This is a genomic window from Bartonella sp. AA74HLJMH, assembly GCF_042197045.1.
Classification (GTDB): domain Bacteria; phylum Pseudomonadota; class Alphaproteobacteria; order Rhizobiales; family Rhizobiaceae; genus Bartonella.
In genome coordinates this window covers 118,242-138,055 of the sequence record NZ_JBHIRJ010000001.1, presented here as the reverse complement: position 1 = coordinate 138,055, position 19,814 = coordinate 118,242, and the positions used below count along the sequence as shown (strand labels likewise).

Here is a 19,814-nt window from a genome sequence, read left to right as displayed (position 1 = left end):
GGCTGGACAACTCCATACTGTGTGGCCTTTTTGATTTGCACAAACCTACCGTGGAATACCGGTTATTCTTTTCTTTATAACATACCTACAACACTTCTTGCTGAAAGCAATCCTTTGGATAAAGATTTTGTGACCAAATGACTAGCTTATCTGCCAGTTCCTCCTTCTGGCAATCAGACTGCAAGAATAGAAGGAGAAATACTTATTAGCGCTACCCTTCAATCTCTCCAAGATAAATTAAGAGCGCTAAAAGCACAAGCGGACCGCGTCGAGCGCAGCGGTGCAACACAACATGCGCAATTAGATAGGTTGGAAGATGATCGTCAATTAAGCCAAGGAAAATTAAAAGCTGCAAAAAGCCTGATGGAAACAAAAGTCATTAGCCAAGCCGTTTATTTAGAGCGTTTACATGATTTTAAAAATGTCGAGCATGAAATTTTAACCAATCAAAGACGTTTGGAAGAAAATGCCGCCGAAATAAACACCCTCCGCCAACAACGGAAAAGTCTCATTTCCGATGAAATTGCCCGCTATCGGCAACTTTCGCGTGAAACAGAACTGAATCTTCAAGGATTAAAAGCAAAGCTTGATAGCACTCAATACCATCTTGACCACTTATCACTTTATGCACCTGTTGATGGACGTATCGATGATTTAAGTATCCATACTTTGGGCGGCTTTGTAGAAGCTGGTAAAACGCTCATGCGTATTGTCCCTGGTTCGGGTGGTCTCATTATTGAAGCATTTTTTGATAATCGAGATATTGGTTTTTTAGAAAAGGGCCAACGTGCTTACATCAAGTTTTCTGCCTTTCCGCCTGAACGTTTCGGTGTTATCCACGGTACAGTCGTTAATGTAGGCGCTACAGCGCGCTATAATAAAGAAATTAATGGTGTCTACGCTGTTTTAATCAAAATTGACCAAGATCATATCACTTTGAATAACAAACAACTTAAATTTATCCCTGGCATGACTGTGACAACGGATGTCATTACCTCAAAACGGCGTCTCATTTCTTATTTCTTTGAGCCTATCACCAAAATTTTAGAACAATCTCTAAAGGAAAGATAAAGATTAATGTGTGTGCATAAAAATCCTTCATCATCATTCATAGACCCTCTTACAGCGTTAGGAGCTATGGTTGTTTTAATGCTTACATCTTCCTTATACCGCCGCTGGCGAATCTGGGATATCGAACGAAATTTAGGACCAGCTTTACAGACTAGGCAATACAAGCTCTATAAAAATGAACGTGGAGAATTTTGTGCCTTTATCACTTGGGCTTTTTTAGATGAAAAAAATCATCAATCTATGCTTGATAAGGGAGAGCTTTTGTCCGATGCGGATTGGCAAGGCGGAGAATATATGTGGTTTATTGATTGTGTGGCACCCTATGGACATGCTGCTGGTATGGTACGTGACATGCAGCGACATGTGTTTCCTAATCAGCATTATTGCTACGCTGTTCGGCGTAATGAAGATGGTGGAATACGGAAAATCACCCGCTGGTGTTGCTATAGAGCAAAAAATCCAGTCAAATAGTTTTTCTAAAGCAAGTGCGCATAAATCATTTCCCCCTCGTCTTGTAGAAAAGAATCTTTTAAAAGAGCTCTTTAAGCGATAGCTATAGTAAAAGAAAACCTTACCATATTTAGAGCTAACCCGCTACAAATGGGTATTTTTCAGCTTACAAAACTTGCTATGAATAGCAACAGACGGTTAAGGGGGGACACTCTCAAGCTGAACTTTGATTAACTAATTTCACTAGAATTGGCTGGGGTACCTGGATTCGAACCAGGGAATGCCGGTACCAAAAACCGGTGCCTTACCGCTTGGCTATACCCCAAAAAAACACGCTTTATAGCGACTCTTGCACCTTATAGCGATTCCTGTGATTGGACGCAATATCTGAAAATCAAAGACTTTACTTTTTTATCATAAAATTTCTGAGTCTTGTATGGCATTGCCATCGATACAAATTCGTAGCAGAAACTGATATACAGTTGTGATTTTAACATAAGTAGGAACCATTTATCCATCAATTATTTTGCTCTTTGTATTGATTTTCTAGGAACAGAAAATGAAAATCTTGCAGTTTACTCATGTATCTAATAAATTTGCATATGATTTACTTTTCTTGATATATTAAAATCTCATCTTGCTCAATTTAAGAAAAAAGCTGTCACCACATTGGCAACCGGTAAGTGTATGATAGTGCTGCTGTGCTCTTGCATTAAGCATAAAGATGGTAATGTCCACTAATTTTTACATTATATTATTCATGGGTAGCCCCATAAAATGAAATCAAGCACATTGAAAAATATTTCCTAAAAATAACACTTAATATTCTGTTGAAAACATTATGATACACCAATAAACTGGAAAAGTTTTGCAAAAATTAAAAACATTTTATATGGTATTTGAAAAAATAGAGATACCAAAACAAGGAATAATCGCTATTTCCATTTACTTTTTATTCAAAAGATAATGATATTTATTACCCGCTCATAGATGTAAAAAATCTTCAGAAGCAATCTTTATGTAGACCAATACCCTTTTTGATTGATGAATATACATTTCCTAAAAGCTTCTTTTACAAAAAGAGAGACATTAAAACTAATTTCATACAAACTAGGTATTCAACATTTGCTTTTAAATTCGGTAAATGGCAAATTAGGCTTATGAAATAAGCTTAACAATTAGAATCGAGGAGATTTTTAAATGGCTTTTGAATTGCCCCCGTTGCCTTATGATTACGATGCCCTTTCGCCTTATATGTCACGCGAAACGCTTGAATATCATCATGATAAGCATCACCTTGCTTATCTTACCAACACCAATAATTTTGTGAAAGAGTTAGGCTTAGAAAATGAAAGCCTTGAAGATATTGTTAAAAAAAGTTTTGGAAAAAATATTGGTTTGTTTAATAATGCAGCGCAGTATTACAATCATAACCACTTTTGGCTTTGGATGAAAAAAAATGGTGGTGGCCAAAAACTTCCTGAAAAGTTAGCAAAAGCTATTGACGCTGATCTAGGTGGTTACGACAAATTCCGCGCTGATTTTATTGCTGCTGCTAGTGCCCAATTTGGTTCTGGATGGACGTGGGTTGCTGTTAAAGATGGCAAGCTTGAAATTATGAAAACGCCTAATGGTGAAAATCCCTTAGTGCACAACGCTTGCCCTATTTTGGGTGTTGATGTGTGGGAACATTCCTATTACATTGATTACCGCAATGCTCGACCGAAGTACCTCGAATCCTTTGTAGACCATTTAATTAATTGGGACTATGTTTTGAAACTTTATGAAGAATGTGAATTTTAAACTGTCTCAATAATTTTTTAGTGTATGAAAGTCTCTATAATCCAATAAATTATCGGAGACTTTCATACAGAGATATTATGGATTAGCAAAAGTCTTTTCCTGCTATCTTTAGAATATATGCATAGATATAGGCAACTTCTTCTAGCTTTGAAAAACGTCCAGCTGCACCAGCGTGCCCTGAATCCATATTAATACGTAATAAAACTGCATTATCGTCTGTTTTTAGGTCTCGTAATTTTGCCACCCATTTTGCAGGCTCCCAGTAAGTTACACGAGGATCTGTTAATCCTGCCATCACAAGTATAGGGGGATAGTTTTGAGCTTTGACATTATCGTAAGGGGAATAGGAAGCAATAAGCTTATAATCTTCTTCTGATTCAAGAGGATTCCCCCATTCGGCCCATTCTGGAGGTGTGAGTGGCAATGAAGCATCTAACATTGTCGCTAAAACATCAACAAAAGGCACATTCGCTACGATCCCAGCAAAATCCTGTGGAGCTATATTGGCAATAGCTCCCATCAACATCCCCCCTGCTGAACCACCATGAGCAATCAGCCGGTCGTGAGAAGTAAATTTATTGTTTACAAGGTAACGCCCACAAGCAATAAAATCTGTAAATGTATTGTGCTTAAAGAGATGTTTTCCTTTCTCATACCACTCTACTCCCTTTTCTTTTCCTCCGCGAATATGAGCAATGGCATAAATAAAACCTCTGTTCACTAGAGAAAGTACATTACTATTGAAACTGGCAGGAATAGAAATCCCATAAGCACCATAACCGTAAAGCAGACAAGGCGCACCACCATCAAGAGGAGTGTTTTTGTGGTAAAAAAGTGAAATAGGAATCTTCTCACCATCGTCTGCTATTGCTGTAATCCGTCGTGTTACATATGCATCTTTATTATGCCCAGAAGGAATTATTTGCGTTTTTAAAAGCATTCGTTTACAACTTTTCATCTCATAATCAAACACTTGATCAGGTGTTGTCATAGACGAATAGGAAAAACGAATAGTTGGACTGTTATATTCTGCAACTCCTTGCAGACCTAAAGAATAAGCCTCTTCAGTAAAAGCGATGGAATTAACTTGTTTAGTGGTACGTTCCATTACTTTTATACGTGGAAGCCCCTCAAAACGTTCGATCCAGACAAGAAAATCTTGATAAGCATCATGGGATAATATTAGGCACCCAAGCTGATGTGGGATAAACTCAGACCAATTTTCTGATTGTGGAGATGTATATGGCGCTACCATAATTTTGAAATCTTTTGCATTATCTAAATTGGTTAGAATATAAAAGACATCACCACCCTCTGTAAGTGAATATTCAATACCTTTTTGTCGTTTCCGTACACATTGGGGAACAGTAAAAGGCGCCTCAGCAGGAATTAACCAGATCTCGGATGTTTCATGATCATGAATATTAATATAAATAACATCATTAAGCTTAGAACCGCTTACATCTAAGAAAAAACCTGGATTGTCTTCACGAAACATAAGCTTATCTTGTGATTGATCTGTGTTTAATTGGTGATAATAGAGCTCTGAAGGTCGGTGGTTTTTATCCATCTTAGTATAGAAAAAACCTTCAGACCTAGCATCCCATACAATTTGACCAGATGTATCAGTAATTGTGTCCGTACAGTCAGACAATGTCTCAAAATTACGAATTTTAGCTGTATAGAACTCTGATCCTTTGTCATCATAGGTCCATACCACATGTGTATGGTCAGGAGATTCTTGAACTGAACCAAATTTAAAATATTCTTTGCCTTCTGCCAAGACATCACCATTAAGGTACACGTTTTTTTCTCCGCCATTCCTTGGTGTCCGAAAATAATGTGGTTGTTGGCCTCCGGTAACATAAGAGAATCCGTAAGCAAAAGGACCATGTTTTATAGGAACAGAACTATCATTCTCTTGGATCCTGTTTTTCATTTCGGTAAAAAGCAAATCTCGTAATGGTTTTGTATCAGCCATTTGAGCTGATTGATAAGCATTTTCTTTTTCAAGATAATGTCGAATATTGGGATCAAGACAGTTAGGATCTTTAAAAACATCTTGCCAGTTAGACGCACGTAGCCAATGATAGGGATCATCACGAAAAATACCATGATATATTTCCTTATGAGTGATTCTAGATGCTTTGGGAGGAATTGCAAAAGTGCGAGTCATACACAATCCTATATTAAAATATGTTAATAGCTTCGTTTATATGTTAGAATCACAATGATTGATGCAAGTGTAAAAATCTATAAGTTCTATTCACTTGCAAAAATAGCACCATGATAATTTTTAAAACTAATACCTTTCTGTTCATTACATATCACAGCTATTGTTTTCTAGGGATATAACACCACTTTTATAATGAAAGTGGCTGGTAAAACAATTAAACTATTAGAAAAAGAATTGATTTTTTTTGAAACAGTATAATCGCATAATTTTACAGAAAGGAATAAATATATCTAAAATATTATTATTACTGTATAAAAAATAAAAATATCTTATCTCCTTTTAATGAATAGTTTTATATTAAAAATAATACTATTATGTTATTTTTATAATATAGCATGTTTTTTATTATTAAATTTTATAAATATAAACAATAAAAACAAATTTAAAACTTATTAAAAATAAACTTACTAAACTATAATTATTCAAAATAAAATATAATAATTTATATATTATATTTTTATAATTAGTAATTTTATTTTTACGTTCTCAAAAAAAATAAATAAATTTTATCATATATTTTTTTATATTTGTGATGTATTATATATTATGTATGATATGTTATAGGATAAAAATATATTTTAGCATGTAATAATTTCGTTTTTCTTATTGTATATTATGACAAAAAATAGGTATTTATTTGATTTTTTTGTGTTTTGGCAATTTTATAGAATAATTGAATTGACAAAAAAGATTTTTGTACAATATGAAACTCATGTGCATGAGATCTTTATATCATGAGTATATGCACTATATCTCGATTTTGAATTACTCAATTTTAAATTAAAGGAAACAAGAATGGAACATCGTGCAGTCTTAGAGACTGAAAGCAATTTAGTTATTACATTGGTTGCTGATATTGTTGCTGCCTACGTGAGTAATAATTCTATTCGACCGACTGAAGTGCCAAGTTTAATTGCTGATGTCCATGCTGCTTTTCGTAAAGCAGGGAATCTAGAGTTAACAGAAGTCGAAGTTGAAAAACAAAGGCCTGCCGTTAATCCGAAGCGTTCAGTATTTCCTGATTATCTCATTTGCCTTGAAGATGGAAAGAAGTTTAAATCTCTAAAGCGTCATCTCATGACACATTATGGAATGTTGCCAGAAGAATATCGTGAAAAATGGCAGTTAGATAGTTCTTATCCTATGGTGGCGCCTAATTATGCAAAAACACGATCGGCTTTGGCCAAAGAAATGGGGCTTGGACGCAAAAGCAAACGAAAAAAAACTAAATAATCTTATTTTGCGAAAAAATGGTTTCGTGTATAAAGTTGATTTTAGTATACATGTTTTGTGTGAAGCTTTTGTATATATAGCAATTTCTACCAAGGGGATTACATATAGCTTTCGTTACGAATCCGTTTAATCATTGATTTCAAACCATTTGATCGTTGTGGTGTAAGATTTTCATTTAAACCAAGTTTTTCAAAGAGCTCTTGAGCATCAGAATTGCGAATTTCAGAAGCTTTTTTGCCTGAATAAAAAGCAAGAAGTATGTAAATGAGTCCACGCACAATATGAGCATCGGAATCACCTTGAAACGTCAATATTGGATCTTTGGAGTTATTACGTGAAGATAGAAGCCACACTTGGCTAACACAACCAGGAACTTTGTGAGCATCGTTTCGAGCGCTTTCTGGAAAAGGTGGCAATTCATAGCCAAGCTCGATGACATAACGATAACGATCTTCCCAATTATCCAAAAGCGAAAAGTTCTCTATAATATTACCGATTGTTTCCGCCATTATTTTAGTCCTGTTTCGTTTGAATAATCATTCTTGAATACACTTATAAAAAATAAATATTTATTCTTCCTAACATAAATAACACGAAGAACGTTAAAAATCCTTATTTCAAGATAACATTGCATGGTTTTGTAAGAACTCTTGTATTTCGATTTTGTAAGAAACATTAGGGGAAGTCTCTGATATCATTTTTGTTTCCTAATATGTTCCCTAAATATTCATAAGCAGCTCTTGCACCGTAATATGCGCGCTCACCAAGTGAACTTAAAAAGGATTTTCCTACTTTGCAGGTTTTTATATTACGGTCACAAAATGCGCCTAAGTCATTTAAGGCTTCCTTAAAAGCAACAATCACATCGCTCGTTGTTGTCTCATTATTTTGGGGGCTAGAAGAATGGTTACTGCTTGGATCTGCTACAAAAAATGAAATAATGACAAAAATAAAAAATAAAAAAAATGATAATTTGATTAAAAAACGTATCATGGACAATCAATGTACCGCAGTGGTAAATACAATAAAAGAAGCATTTTATACACTGTTGCTTTATAAACAATTTATAAAATGTGCTTTTTATAAAATTGAGTATTCATGTATTGGATCTATATCATTGGCTTTTTTATAAATATGGCACAATTCCGCTGTATAAAATGGGATACATTGTCTATTCAGTAAAAAATTAACATCAAAATTATACACTTACAAGCTGGTCATGTTAATGAACATACTATGATAAAAAATGAGAGAGATAATCGTGTTGTGTACATAATTATTTTAAATAATAGTCCACCATCTTAGCTTAGTTGAAAAAGCTAAAAAGAGTAAACTCTGTTATTCTGACTCTAGTGTCGATAAAATATTTATATTATCTATAAAATTTTTACTGGAATGTTATGAAAATAGTCAACCTGTCAATAAAAACATCAAAAAATAACTGCATCTCTTATGATTACATCTCAAGCCAGTTTTTTCTATAACATTGTAAACATCAATTTAATTAATACTTAATAGAAGGAATTTATACCAAAATATAATAATATTAAGAGATAATTATTATTACCAAACCGTTTATGGATAAGTAACCATCTATATGTAAATTATAAAGAATAGATAATGATTGTCATCTTTTTAGCGTTATAGGCAAATATTTTCAATTTTATTTTAAATAATAGGCAAACATATGCCCCAAAATGAAGAATAACGTGGCATTATTGTTTAGATAATTATATGTGATAATGCAGTTTGCAAACACCAAAATGATCTTGAATGCTAATCATTTGGTGCTCTCTTTATACACATTAAAGATTTGTATAAAATAAAATGAATAAACGTTGATAAGAACTCTTGTTGATTTATCAACTTATAAATTGATATAATGAAGCCGCTCATTTTAGGAGTTTGAAAGGAAAAATCAATAATGTCAATGCACTTCTCTCTGGCTGGAAGTAAAAACTGATTCATATTCGTTTCCTAATTTATATTTGTTTCTTTGTAAAAAATAAACGCAACTGAAAATAAAAGTAATGGCAACAAAACGAAAGACCTACCGAAAAAAAACTGTAAAACACCGTAAATACTATAGTAGTATTGTTATAACACTTCTTCTTATAATTTTTCATTTTATTTTTTGGAGTGCAAAAACTCTTTATTTCTATACACGAAAAAATACTTTATTTTTTGTTGGATCTTTTCTTTTTAGCATTAGTTTTTTATTTATTTCATTTAATGCTTTATTTTCGCAAATGACAACGCATCAAAATATTTTAACTCAAATGAAATTTTCCTCTGTTCAAAGTATAGGTAAGAGCTCTACTTTATCGGAAAAAGAAGAAAAATCACAAGAACTCTCCCGTGTAACTTCTGTACATTCTCAAAGCCATAAGCACACAAATTCACCTTTACCCTCTCAATCAGCAAGCATGCTGGAAAAGCAAAAAGAACTAGCAAAATTAGGACTTTATGATGGACCATTAGATGGACTGGAAGGACCTAAAACACGCCGAGCCATCACTTTATGGAAACAGCAAACTGCTCAGAGAATGCAAAAGAATGTTCTATCTAATCCCGCAGCAGATGAAATCGCGATATTAATTAAGCAAAGCGAAATAGAAACAAACAATACAAAAAATATGACACACTTAAAAGAAGCTATTTTAGAGCCTTCTGTTGAAGATATTATACAAGTGCAAAAAGCTTTACATATTTTTGGGAATGAGGAGGTTATTGTCACAGGAATAGAAGATCAAAAGACGATAGAAGCCTTAAAACAGTTTCAAAAAATATTTGATCTTCCTGTAACAGGTAAAATTAATCACACAATTTTAATGAAAATGCGTGAAATTGGTTTATTAAATTGAATCTAATCATAATAATCTCTTAATTTATAATGATAATTCATCTTTCGTTTGTTTAATGCTCCCCTCAAACATTCCTTCATCTCAAGCCCTCTTATTTTCAATCAATCAGAATGGTTTTCTTACACATTACATATTGAGCCGTATAATTTGCTTCAAAAAAACCACAACCGATTGCAGAAAAAAGAATATTGCAAAATAGCAAACGCGCTTGTTCTAGCATTTTTATTGCCTCTGATGATAAAAGGACACGAAATTTTTGTAGTATCACGTAAACCTTTCATATTATCGAACCACGAATTGTCCATATATTATCGTCAATTTGATCTTTATAAATATGATGCAAAGAATTTGTGCAAACACCTGTAAGGATAAGTAGACGTAAAGCTAATTGTGTTATGGTTGTTGTTTTGCAAAGTGTCTGATAAAAAACCGGCCTTCTCTCTAATCTATTGCTGGAAAGTTATGTGTTTTATGACATTGTCTTCTTAAGAGAGCGTGTGCGTTTAGTATTGTCTATAAATCAACATCCAAACTTACCGCAGCAGTATGTTTGAAAAAAATGTTAAGACAGTTTAGTACTTCTCTCAGCTGTTATAGCTTTTATATGCCAAATGGAGGCAAGAATATTGCGCATCTCTGTTTGTATAATCTCTTAAAACAGGAAAACAGCCTAATTTGGGAAGAATATGAAATTTTAAGGTAAACACCATTTTTCATCTTTGCCATTTCCTTTTAATTCAGCTTTACGCCTTTCAAAGACATCTAAAGCAATATCTTTAAAATAACGGAAATTACCTATTGCCTCATGCTCTTACTTTATCACATGTCTTTTTGGTCTCACTCCCCCTCACCTAAAACAAAATGTCCCAAACGGAATATACTTGGATTGCCATTCACGGGCTTTCTTAAAAAACATCTCTAAAGCACCCAAAACCACTTCGCAACAACACCCGTGAATAATAATAGCAGGCCCCCCCCCCCACAACAACTGCGCGACAGCGCACATCATCTTTACGCTTGTGAAGAAGCAAGCCGGCACCATTACACACTGTACCTACCTTCAATTTGTGATAGCTCTCACTTGAGACGTTTCATAAGAGGCATATCCTTGCTTTATTTTTTTACCTACAGACGCTCATCCCGCCTGTAACATACAAAAAACATGGTTTTGATTGATTCATTATAAAAGAAGTCGAAATAAGAAGATCTTATGATATTTACAGCTTTCATTCAATATGAGAAATAAAAAATTATCTTTATAAATCAATAGATTGTGTAACTTTGATATTCCTTTATAAATGTAAAGATGGGAGTGCATAATGGAGTTTATAAATTTTGGGAAGATTTTTATAAACTTACGGGGAGTTTTACATAATCCCCATTCCACGAATATCAATGTGAAATGGGGCATCACTGAGAAATGTCTATCTCAAACAGCATGATGCGCAAAAAAAATGCATTTGTTTGCAGCATTCTACTTTGCGTGAGGAGCTCATTCCCCTATAAAAAAGCAAACGCGTAAATTGACTGCACAATAACACGTTTCTCTCTATCAAGAGGTTCGCCAATAAAAAGTGCATTAATAATACATCTTTGTCTATCCTGTGCTTTATATTTTCTCTCATAAACCTCTAACGCGTAACACAACTTATCGTGCATTTTAGAAGCATTTTTATTCCCTTTATTAAAGAAAATAAAAGAATATATAAAAATTTATTTCAGTAATAACGATACAACAAAAAATATTAACCCATTACATCCTTTTTGCTATTGCGGCCTGAGCTGCTGCTAAACGAGCAATTGGCACTCGAAAAGGAGAACACGAAACATAATCCAGGTTATTTTCTTCGCATAAAGCAATAGAGGCAGGATCGCCTCCATGTTCACCGCAAATTCCCAATTTTATTTTTGCACGCTTTGAGCGTCCACGCTGTGCAGCAATGGTAATAAGTTCCCCTACTCCATCACGGTCAATAGACACAAAAGGATCTTGCTCTAAAAGACCTTTTTGAAAATAGGTTGCCAAAAAAGGAGCTGCATCATCACGGGAAATCCCAAAAGTAGTTTGTGTCAAATCGTTTGTTCCAAATGAAAAAAATTCAGCAGTTTCAGCAATTTCATCTGCTCGAAGCGCCGCTCTTGGAAGTTCAATCATCGTCCCAACCATATATTGAATAGTGCTTCCCTTTTCTTTCATCACTTCCTCAGCAACCTGATCAATACGCGCTTTCACAAAATCGAGTTCAGATTTAAGCGCAACCAGTGGCACCATAATTTCAAGCATAACAGGAGATCCAGATTTTTGGGCAGCTTCTGCTGCTGCTTCAAAAATCGCCCGCGCTTGCATTTCTGCAATTTCAGGATAAGTAATAGCTAAACGGCATCCTCGTAATCCAAGCATAGGATTAAATTCGTGCAACTGCTGAGTGCGTTCAGCAAGCACTTCAGCAGAAACACCCATAGCTGTTGCAACATCAAGAATTTCTGCTTTCGTTTTAGGCAAAAATTCATGTAATGGTGGATCTAGCAAGCGGATAGTAACAGGTAAACCACACATAATTTCAAATAATTCACTAAAATCTGAACGCTGCATTGGCAAAAGCTTATCTAGTGCTTTACGACGACCACTTTCATCATGACTTAAAATCATTTCACGCATGGCAACGATACGTTCATCAGAAAAAAACATATGCTCCGTACGGCAAAGACCTATACCTTCAGCCCCAAAAGATCGCCCCATACGGGCATCAGATGGTGTATCAGCATTAGCGCGAACTCTTATACGTCGCATCCCATCAGCCCATTCCATTAATTTTGCAAAGTCTCCGCAAAGCTGAGGCTGCAACATTGCAACTTTCCCTTTGAAAATTTCTCCACTTCCACCATCAATTGTGATAACATCACCTTTTTTTAAGCTTTCTCCTGAGGCAAACAACGTATTTGTGTTATAATCAATCCGCACACTGCCAGCACCAGAAATACATGGTTTTCCCATCCCCCGCGCAACAACAGCAGCGTGACTTGTCATACCGCCACGCGTTGTTAAAATTCCTTCTGCAGCATGCATACCATGAATATCTTCTGGGCTTGTTTCTACACGGACCAAAATAACTTTGCGACCTTCCGCCGACACAGTTTCTGCCTCTTCTGAAGTAAAAACAATTTCACCAGTTGCGGCTCCAGGAGAAGCAGGTAAACCACGTCCTATAACAAAACGTTCTGCTTTAGGATCAAGTGTTGGATGCAAAAGTTGGTCCAGCGACTTTGCATCAATACGCATCACAGCCTCTTCACGGTTTATTAACCCCTCCTCAACCATTTCAATTGCCGTCTTGAGAGCCGCACGAGCCGTGCGTTTTCCTGAACGAGTCTGAAGCATCCATAATTTACCTTTTTCAATGGTAAATTCGAGATCTTGCATATCCCGATAATGCTGCTCAAGCTTCTGCGCAATCTGACATAATTTCAAAAAAGCCTCAGGCATAATTTTTTCTAACGACGGTCTATTTGAACCAGCAACAATACGCGCACTTTCTGTAATATTTTGAGGCGTTCGAATGCCCGCCACAACATCTTCCCCTTGCGCATTAACTAAAAATTCACCATAAAGTTCTTTTTTTCCTGTCGATGGATTGCGTGTAAAAGCAACACCTGTTGCCGAATCTTCTCCCATGTTACCAAAAACCATAGCTTGCACATTAACTGCCGTTCCCCAACTTTCAGGAATGCTATGTAAACGGCGATAAGTAACTGCACGTGCTGTCATCCAACTTGAAAAAACGGCTCCAATTGCCCCCCATAACTGTTGTTCAGGATCTTGTGGAAAAGGGGTTCCTAATTTTTCTTCAACATAGGCTTTATAAGAAATAATAACATTCTTCCAATCATCTGCTGTCATTTCTGTATCAATAGTGTAACCATTGCATGCCTTTGCTTCATCAAGAATCTCTTCAAAATACGAATGGTCTAGCCCCAAAACAACGTTAGAATACATTTGGATAAAACGCCGATAACTATCATAAGCAAAACGTTCATTATTGGCTTGTAAAGCAATGGCTTTTACAGTCTCATCATTCATGCCAAGGTTAAGCACTGTATCCATCATCCCTGGCATAGAAGCCCTAGCCCCTGAACGAACAGACAGCAAAAGTGGCTTTTGCTCACTCCCAAATTCACGTCCTGTTTGTTCACCAACACGTCTTAGTGCTTGCTTAACAGATTCCTGTAGCTCTTCTGGATATGATTTGTCATGGGCGTAATAAAAATTACAAACTTCTGTTGTCAGCGTAAATCCTGGCGGTACGGGCAAACCAAGATTACTCATTTCTGCCAAATTAGCCCCTTTACCTCCGAGAAGGTTACGCTCACTTGCACTTCCTTCTGCCTTTCCATCTCCAAAACTATAAACCCATTTTTTCACTGTACAAATCCTCCCATATCAGCATCAAAACATCATTCAACCGAGGCTCACTTAAAAGCAATGATTTGATCAAAATTGGCTCAAAAACAATATCGCTTCATAAATGCATAATATTAATCCTTCCAAAGGAGATAATGGCCAAAAGTATCACTATCCATCTTCTGGAAGATTAAGATTCAGTTTTTAAGAAAACTATCAATCACCGAAAAAAATTCTTCTACTTTCATGGCACCTTCATATTTACTACCATTAATAAAGAAAGTAGGTGTTGCTGTGACACCAAGCTCTTTACCGCGTTCAAAAGATGCATTTACTTCATCTAAAATGGACTGATTTTTCAAACAAGCAGTAAAACTTTCATCTGTAAAACCAGCCATTAAGCCAATTTTTTTCAATGGTGTTAGAGCATTTTTTCCGAAAGCCCATTCATTTTGTTTTTGAAATAAAACTTCTATCAAAGGAAAATAGCGATCTTCCGGTGCACACCGTGCCAACATAAAACCTGCTGTTGCCCGAGGATCAAAAGCATATTCTCGGAAAATAAGTTTTACTTTTCCTGTTTTGATATATTTTTTACGAATTTGGGGAAGTATATCATTATAAAAATGCGCACAATGGGTACATGTCAACGAAGCATACTCAACAATGACGACTGGTGCATCCGCCTCTCCCTCAAAGCGATCCTTTACTTTACCCGATTGGAGAAGCTCTGCCATATCAACAGTTGCCACTGATTTGGGATCACGCGCTAAAGCAACTGTTACACTGTTTTGTACAATCGTTATGAAGAGAAAAATTATCCCGAAAGATAAAAAAGAACGATATTTTACCATAAATAATACTTTTCTGTTGTTATTAACGAATAGGAATCCAATGCTTTCTCATATATTAAAGAAAAATATATAAAATATCTTTCTATTTATTATTTTTTTCCAAAAAAATGCAACAGCCAAGTTGATAAAGTGCTTGGTGCAAACTTTTATCTTCAATTCCTTCAAGCATTTTTTCCACGCATTTTTTGTCTTGTTCACTCAAAGGCGGTTTTAGAGGCAAGTGATTCATAAAAACCGACATACTCCTTTGCTCAATCTTGATGCGATCAATAGCGATATAGCCAAAAAATCCGTTAATTCTATGAAGTAATTCCTCTGTTTCATGCATCAATTTTAACGCAGCAAATCCTTCACATGCGACAACAAGTGTTGCTGGCTGAAAAACTTCATCTTGATCTGCACGACGTTTCCAAATAATTTTAAGCGGCATTGTATGTTCACTGATATCATAGCCCGCAATTTGTGGCCAATGTTCTATAAGCGCTACATTAAGCCCTGTCCGTTTGCGTAAAACTGGATCAAGTATTTTGTATACCGTCTCAGAAAGAGAATAAAAGATACGTTTTTTAAGTTGTTTTCTCATTTTTAGATCATTGTTCAACCGCTTACTAAATTAAAATCATTTGTTTCATCTAAAAATTGTTGCCTCCTCAATTTATGAAATATCAACAAAATAAAAAGCCTTTTCTCACCAGAGCCTTGACAATAAAAGAGCAAAAAACATGAATTACAAAATAAATATTTTTTTCTTTTGCATTTTATATCTCCCTATGCTTGAAAGCAATCATGTATGAAATTTCTTCGCACCTCCTTGCTTGGTACGATCAAAATCACAGACATCTTCCATGGCGGATTACCCCCGAAAAGCAAAAACAAGGTATCCGTCCTGATCCTTATCAAGTTTGGCTTTCTGAAATCATGCTTCAACAAACAACCGTTGAAACAGTTAAGCCTTATTTTAAAAAGTTTCTAAAACTATGGCCTGATCTTTCCTCTTTAGCAAAAGCCTCACAAGATGATATCATGAAAGCATGGGCTGGACTTGGTTATTATTCACGCGCACGTAATCTTAAAAAATGTGCGCAACAGCTTGTTGAAAACTACGCGGGACAATTTCCACAATCTGTAAAAGAATTGCGAACTCTAGCCGGTATTGGAGATTATACTGCCGCAGCCATTGCTGCGATTGCTTTTAACCACCCTGTAGCAGTGGTTGATGGTAATGTCGAACGTGTGGTAGCGCGACTTTTTGCTATCACTTCAATATTGCAAAAAGCAAAAGGTGAAATTAAAGAAAAAACACAAAAAATTACTGCTTTAAATCGTCCTGGTGACTTTGCTCAAGCAATGATGGATTTGGGAGCAACAATTTGTACTCCACGCAAACCATCTTGTTATACCTGCCCTCTTCAATGTTTATGCAAAGCAGAAAAGATGCAACAACCGGAGTCTTTTCCAGTTAAAGCCCCTAAAAAAGAACGCCCTTCAAAAACAGGTATTGCTTTTGTGGTCCTTAATAAAAAGAAACAAATTTATTTGGAAAAACGACAGACGCAAAAGCTCCTTGGTGGAATGACCCAAATTCCTAACAATATTGGCATAAACAACGAAAATGGGCTACAAAACGCACCCTTTACTGCCAATTGGCAATTCAAAGGACAAATTACGCATGTTTTTACTCACTTTTCTCTAAAACTTGATGTTTACTATACCGAAGATGTTCATGAAATGAATTGTGAAAATGGTTGGTGGTGTAACATTCAACATCTTGCCGAAGAAGCATTACCTACTGTTATGAAAAAAGCCATTTCCGTAGCACTTCCCAATTCTTTTAGATTTAAATAACCTTCCCTATTCATAAAAATGTTTTCTAATGGAGACTTTTGTATCTCTAGCGATCATTTATTAATCTGTAAAAGAAAAATTTTAAAAAATGAAATAACCAATTTTTTCTACAGACAAAAATTAAGGAGCGATAGAAACGCTTAGAAGCTTTAGATTTAAATTTCAGGATCTATCCTTTTTTCGCTTATGACGGAGCAAGTTAGCACCATCGTTATATTTACCAGCCCCCTCAACATCCCTTGGTACGTGAAACGGATTATAAGAGGTACTTTTAGTTCTTTCGTTAACAATTTTTATTCACACGCCAACCCCGTTTATGACATGCAAGAAAGTAATTTTCATCGATTCAATATGGAACAAATTTGAAATAAGAAAACTTGACGATATTCCGAGGGCAATTCGATATGAGTTGCGCTAAATTATCTTTATAATCAATATATTATATGCACTTTACAGATGTACGTATTCAAAAAAGCACTTAATTTTGAACTTCTGAATGAACCTTTTAATTCTGATATTTCATTTTTATAAGCTTATATTGAAATTTTACTGTTTTGGAACTAAAATGAGAACATAGAGTGAAAATTTCTCATTTTAATTTCTTCTAAAAGAAGCATAAAATACTCGCTTGTCGCTTACAAGCGAGATTTAGTGTGTCAATAAAAAACATCTAAGAAAGGCTAAAACACCCTCACGTCCATCTCAATCAAGATCAGGTATCTTGGTGGTCAATAGAATGAAGCGATCAGCTTAGTTCATAAAACACCCGTTTTTAACATTTGTGAACGTATGATCATTCTTAAATGATCTATGGACTTCAACCGTCCATTTTCCTCATAATACCAAAAGGTCCAACCATTACAACTCTGCGAATCTTGAGCCTTTCTTCCCATTGCGTGAATTGAGCCCGCTTCACCACCATGCATAATCGTACCATCAGCTCTTACAATAGCAGATACTTGCTTCTTACGATCATACAGAACTTCTCCAGGATAGAGTAAACCTGCTTCAAGCAAACTGTTGAATGCTACGCGCGGTTCTGCTTTTTTTCTATCCAAAATCGCTAGTTCTGGTTGCGCTAAAGGTTGAACCGCCGCAATTCTCTCACATGCTGCATCGATGTAATCTTGCTCGCGTTCAATCCCAACAAAATCACGCCCTAAAAGCTTGGCAACAGCACCTGTTGTTCCCGAACCAAAAAACGGATCGAGAATAACATCACCAGGTTTACTAGAAGCCATAATAATACGCGCTAATAACGCTTGCGGTTTTTGTGTTGGATGTAATTTACGCCCCGAATCATCCTTTAAACGTTCAGCTCCAGTGCAGAGAGGGAAAAGCCAATCTGAACGCATTTGTAGATCTTCATTTGCCGCTTTTAAGGCATCATAATTAAATGTGTACTTTTTATCTTTTTGATCTCGCACGGCCCAAATAAGCGTCTCATGAGCATTTTGAAAACGGCGCCCTCGAAAATTAGGCATCGGATTATTCTTGCGCCAAATAATATCATTAAGCATCCAAAAACCTAAATCTTGTAATGCCGTCCCAACCCGAAAAATATTATGGTAAGATCCGATAACCCAAAGTGTTCCGTTGGGTTTTAGTACACGACGACAAGCAAGCAACCATGCACGAGTAAAAGCATCATAAGCAGCAAAACTCTCAAACTGATCCCATGCATCATCAACCGCATCAACAAGCGAATGATCTGGACGGTATAAAGCTCCATCCAATTGCAAATTATAGGGTGGATCCGCAAAAATCATATCAACAGAATGTTTTGGAAGTTTTTCTAAAACGGAAACACAATCTCCTTTAAAAATTTTATTGCGCCATGGCATTTGTGAGGGAGTACGAAGAAAATCTTTTTGAAGCTGAATAACTGTCATGAAAAACCCAACAAAATTAACTGAATTTGCCCTATAATCAACCAAAATAGTTTATAGGCCCGCATTACCAATCTATATTTACAAAATAGCGTAAACGTATCGTTAAAGTTCTACAAAATTGATAATTGTTTTTGTTTTTTTAGTAAAAAAAAACTTTCATATGAATGAAACCTTAATTTTCTTTTTTTCAATGTACTGTTCCCATATCTTTTATTTCGTAAAAGAATTAAGAATCATTTTCAAAGCGTATTTTTATGAAATAAGATCTTCTCAATATCGTTTTCATGAAAGTTGTCCATCTCGTAACATGTAAAGGAATATCTTATGCCTCAGATAGATCTTATTATTTTTGATTGTGACGGAGTTCTCGTTGACTCTGAATATCTTGCAGCAAAAATTGGATCTCAATTGCTCAAACAAACAGGATATGAAATATCACCCGAAGAATTGAGTGAGCGTTTTGCAGGGCTTATCTTTCGCGATATTCTTAAACACGTTGAACAGGAAACAGAAAAACCTATTTCTGCTCATCTCATAGATCAAATGACTAATATTTTTCGTACACAAATAAAAACTAAATTACGGGCTATTGATGATGTAAGAGAAGCTGTAGAAATTATCCAAACACGCTATCCCTACTGTATCTGCTCTAATGCAAAAAGCGTAGATATAAAAGAGATGCTCACCACGGTTGATCTCTATGACCTTTTTGAAGGTAAAATATTTTCAGCACCTGAAGTTGGAACAAAAAGAACGAAACCGGCCCCTGATGTTTTCCTTTTTGCCGCACAACAATTACAGGCAGAGCCCCAAAACACTATCGTTATAGAAGATTCACTTCATGGTGTACACGCAGCCATAGCAGCAGGCATGCGTGTCATCGGCTTTACGGGAGGATCACATAGCTATCTTGGCCACTCTAATGCACTTGCAGAAGCTGGTGCAGAAACAGTTATTGCAAAACATGCTCATTTAGGAGAAGTCTTAGAAGCAATGGCAGTATGGCGAGATCTATTATAAAAAATCTCTTGAATATATCAATTTGTAAACTCTTGTAAGAAGCATTTTTATTCAAATGTCCTGCTCTTCTCGCTGCTCCTTTTATAATAACTTCAATAAATGCGCAATTCACGACACGGGTGAATTGCATCTCAATGTGAAGGAAAA

13 protein-coding genes, 1 tRNA gene and 1 pseudogene are annotated in these 19,814 nt (G+C 35.6%); 7 read left to right on the top strand and 8 right to left on the bottom strand.

What is annotated here, in order from left to right; genetic code table 11:
- Positions 1 to 150 precede the first annotated feature (150 nt).
- Together ACFINH_RS00550 and ACFINH_RS00545 are read left to right on the top strand one after the other, a co-directional pair.
- Positions 151 to 1,071: an HlyD family type I secretion periplasmic adaptor subunit gene (locus tag ACFINH_RS00550; protein WP_375631801.1), complete on the top strand. Its 921-nt coding sequence runs from the start codon at positions 151 to 153 to the stop codon at positions 1,069 to 1,071.
- A gap of 6 nt (positions 1,072 to 1,077) precedes the next feature.
- Positions 1,078 to 1,542 carry a toxin-activating lysine-acyltransferase gene (locus tag ACFINH_RS00545; RefSeq protein ID WP_375631612.1) on the top strand — a complete coding sequence of 155 codons (465 nt, stop codon included), beginning with the start codon at positions 1,078 to 1,080 and terminating at the stop codon, positions 1,540 to 1,542.
- Between the two features lie 229 nt (positions 1,543 to 1,771).
- Here ACFINH_RS00545 and ACFINH_RS00540 read toward each other — a convergent pair.
- Positions 1,772 to 1,846, bottom strand: a tRNA-Gln gene (locus ACFINH_RS00540).
- An 875-nt stretch (positions 1,847 to 2,721) separates the two neighbouring features.
- On the opposite strand from ACFINH_RS00540, the gene ACFINH_RS00535 reads away from it, so the two are divergent.
- On the top strand, positions 2,722 to 3,324 hold the full coding sequence (locus ACFINH_RS00535; protein WP_375631610.1) for a superoxide dismutase: 603 nt from the start codon (positions 2,722 to 2,724) through the stop codon (positions 3,322 to 3,324).
- A gap of 82 nt (positions 3,325 to 3,406) precedes the next feature.
- On the opposite strand, the gene ACFINH_RS00530 is transcribed toward ACFINH_RS00535, so the two are convergent.
- A complete protein-coding gene (locus tag ACFINH_RS00530) occupies positions 3,407 to 5,500 on the bottom strand; it encodes a S9 family peptidase (protein ID WP_375631608.1) in 2,094 nt (697 codons plus the stop codon).
- 855 nt (positions 5,501 to 6,355) lie between these two features.
- Here ACFINH_RS00530 and ACFINH_RS00525 point away from each other — a divergent pair.
- The gene (locus ACFINH_RS00525; protein WP_012754848.1) at positions 6,356 to 6,793 is read left to right on the top strand and encodes a MucR family transcriptional regulator; all 438 of its coding nucleotides are present in this window, start codon (positions 6,356 to 6,358) and stop codon (positions 6,791 to 6,793) included.
- Positions 6,794 to 6,891: 98 nt separating this feature from the next.
- Here the strand turns inward: ACFINH_RS00525 and ACFINH_RS00520 are convergent, their stop codons facing one another.
- Complete coding sequence (locus tag ACFINH_RS00520) at positions 6,892 to 7,302, bottom strand: SufE family protein (RefSeq protein WP_375611146.1); 411 nt, start codon at positions 7,300 to 7,302, stop codon at positions 6,892 to 6,894.
- Between the two features lie 108 nt (positions 7,303 to 7,410).
- Positions 7,411 to 7,786 (bottom strand): annotated as a pseudogene (locus ACFINH_RS00515) (DUF5330 domain-containing protein).
- Positions 7,787 to 8,823: 1,037 nt separating this feature from the next.
- Here ACFINH_RS00515 and ACFINH_RS00510 point away from each other — a divergent pair.
- On the top strand, positions 8,824 to 9,657 hold the full coding sequence (locus tag ACFINH_RS00510; RefSeq protein ID WP_375613011.1) for a peptidoglycan-binding domain-containing protein: 834 nt from the start codon (positions 8,824 to 8,826) through the stop codon (positions 9,655 to 9,657).
- 1,753 nt (positions 9,658 to 11,410) lie between these two features.
- On the opposite strand, the gene ppdK is transcribed toward ACFINH_RS00510, so the two are convergent.
- The 3 genes from ppdK to ACFINH_RS00495 all read right to left on the bottom strand — a co-directional run bounded on the left by ppdK (position 11,411) and on the right by ACFINH_RS00495 (position 15,493).
- A complete protein-coding gene (gene ppdK / locus ACFINH_RS00505) occupies positions 11,411 to 14,077 on the bottom strand; it encodes a pyruvate, phosphate dikinase (RefSeq protein WP_375631606.1) in 2,667 nt (888 codons plus the stop codon).
- Positions 14,078 to 14,253: 176 nt separating this feature from the next.
- A complete protein-coding gene (locus ACFINH_RS00500) occupies positions 14,254 to 14,910 on the bottom strand; it encodes a DsbA family protein (protein ID WP_375611143.1) in 657 nt (218 codons plus the stop codon).
- A gap of 82 nt (positions 14,911 to 14,992) precedes the next feature.
- Positions 14,993 to 15,493: a DUF721 domain-containing protein gene (locus tag ACFINH_RS00495; RefSeq protein ID WP_375631604.1), complete on the bottom strand. Its 501-nt coding sequence runs from the start codon at positions 15,491 to 15,493 to the stop codon at positions 14,993 to 14,995.
- A 203-nt stretch (positions 15,494 to 15,696) separates the two neighbouring features.
- Between ACFINH_RS00495 and mutY the strand changes: the two genes are divergently transcribed.
- Positions 15,697 to 16,755 carry an A/G-specific adenine glycosylase gene (gene mutY / locus ACFINH_RS00490; RefSeq protein ID WP_375631602.1) on the top strand — a complete coding sequence of 353 codons (1,059 nt, stop codon included), beginning with the start codon at positions 15,697 to 15,699 and terminating at the stop codon, positions 16,753 to 16,755.
- A 755-nt stretch (positions 16,756 to 17,510) separates the two neighbouring features.
- Here the strand turns inward: mutY and ACFINH_RS00485 are convergent.
- Entirely contained in the window at positions 17,511 to 18,599 is a 1,089-nt protein-coding gene (locus ACFINH_RS00485) for a site-specific DNA-methyltransferase (RefSeq protein WP_375613050.1), read from the bottom strand.
- A 372-nt stretch (positions 18,600 to 18,971) separates the two neighbouring features.
- Here ACFINH_RS00485 and ACFINH_RS00480 point away from each other — a divergent pair, with 372 nt between their 5' ends.
- A complete protein-coding gene (locus ACFINH_RS00480) occupies positions 18,972 to 19,667 on the top strand; it encodes an HAD family hydrolase (protein ID WP_375620663.1) in 696 nt (231 codons plus the stop codon).
- Positions 19,668 to 19,814: the final 147 nt, after the last annotated feature.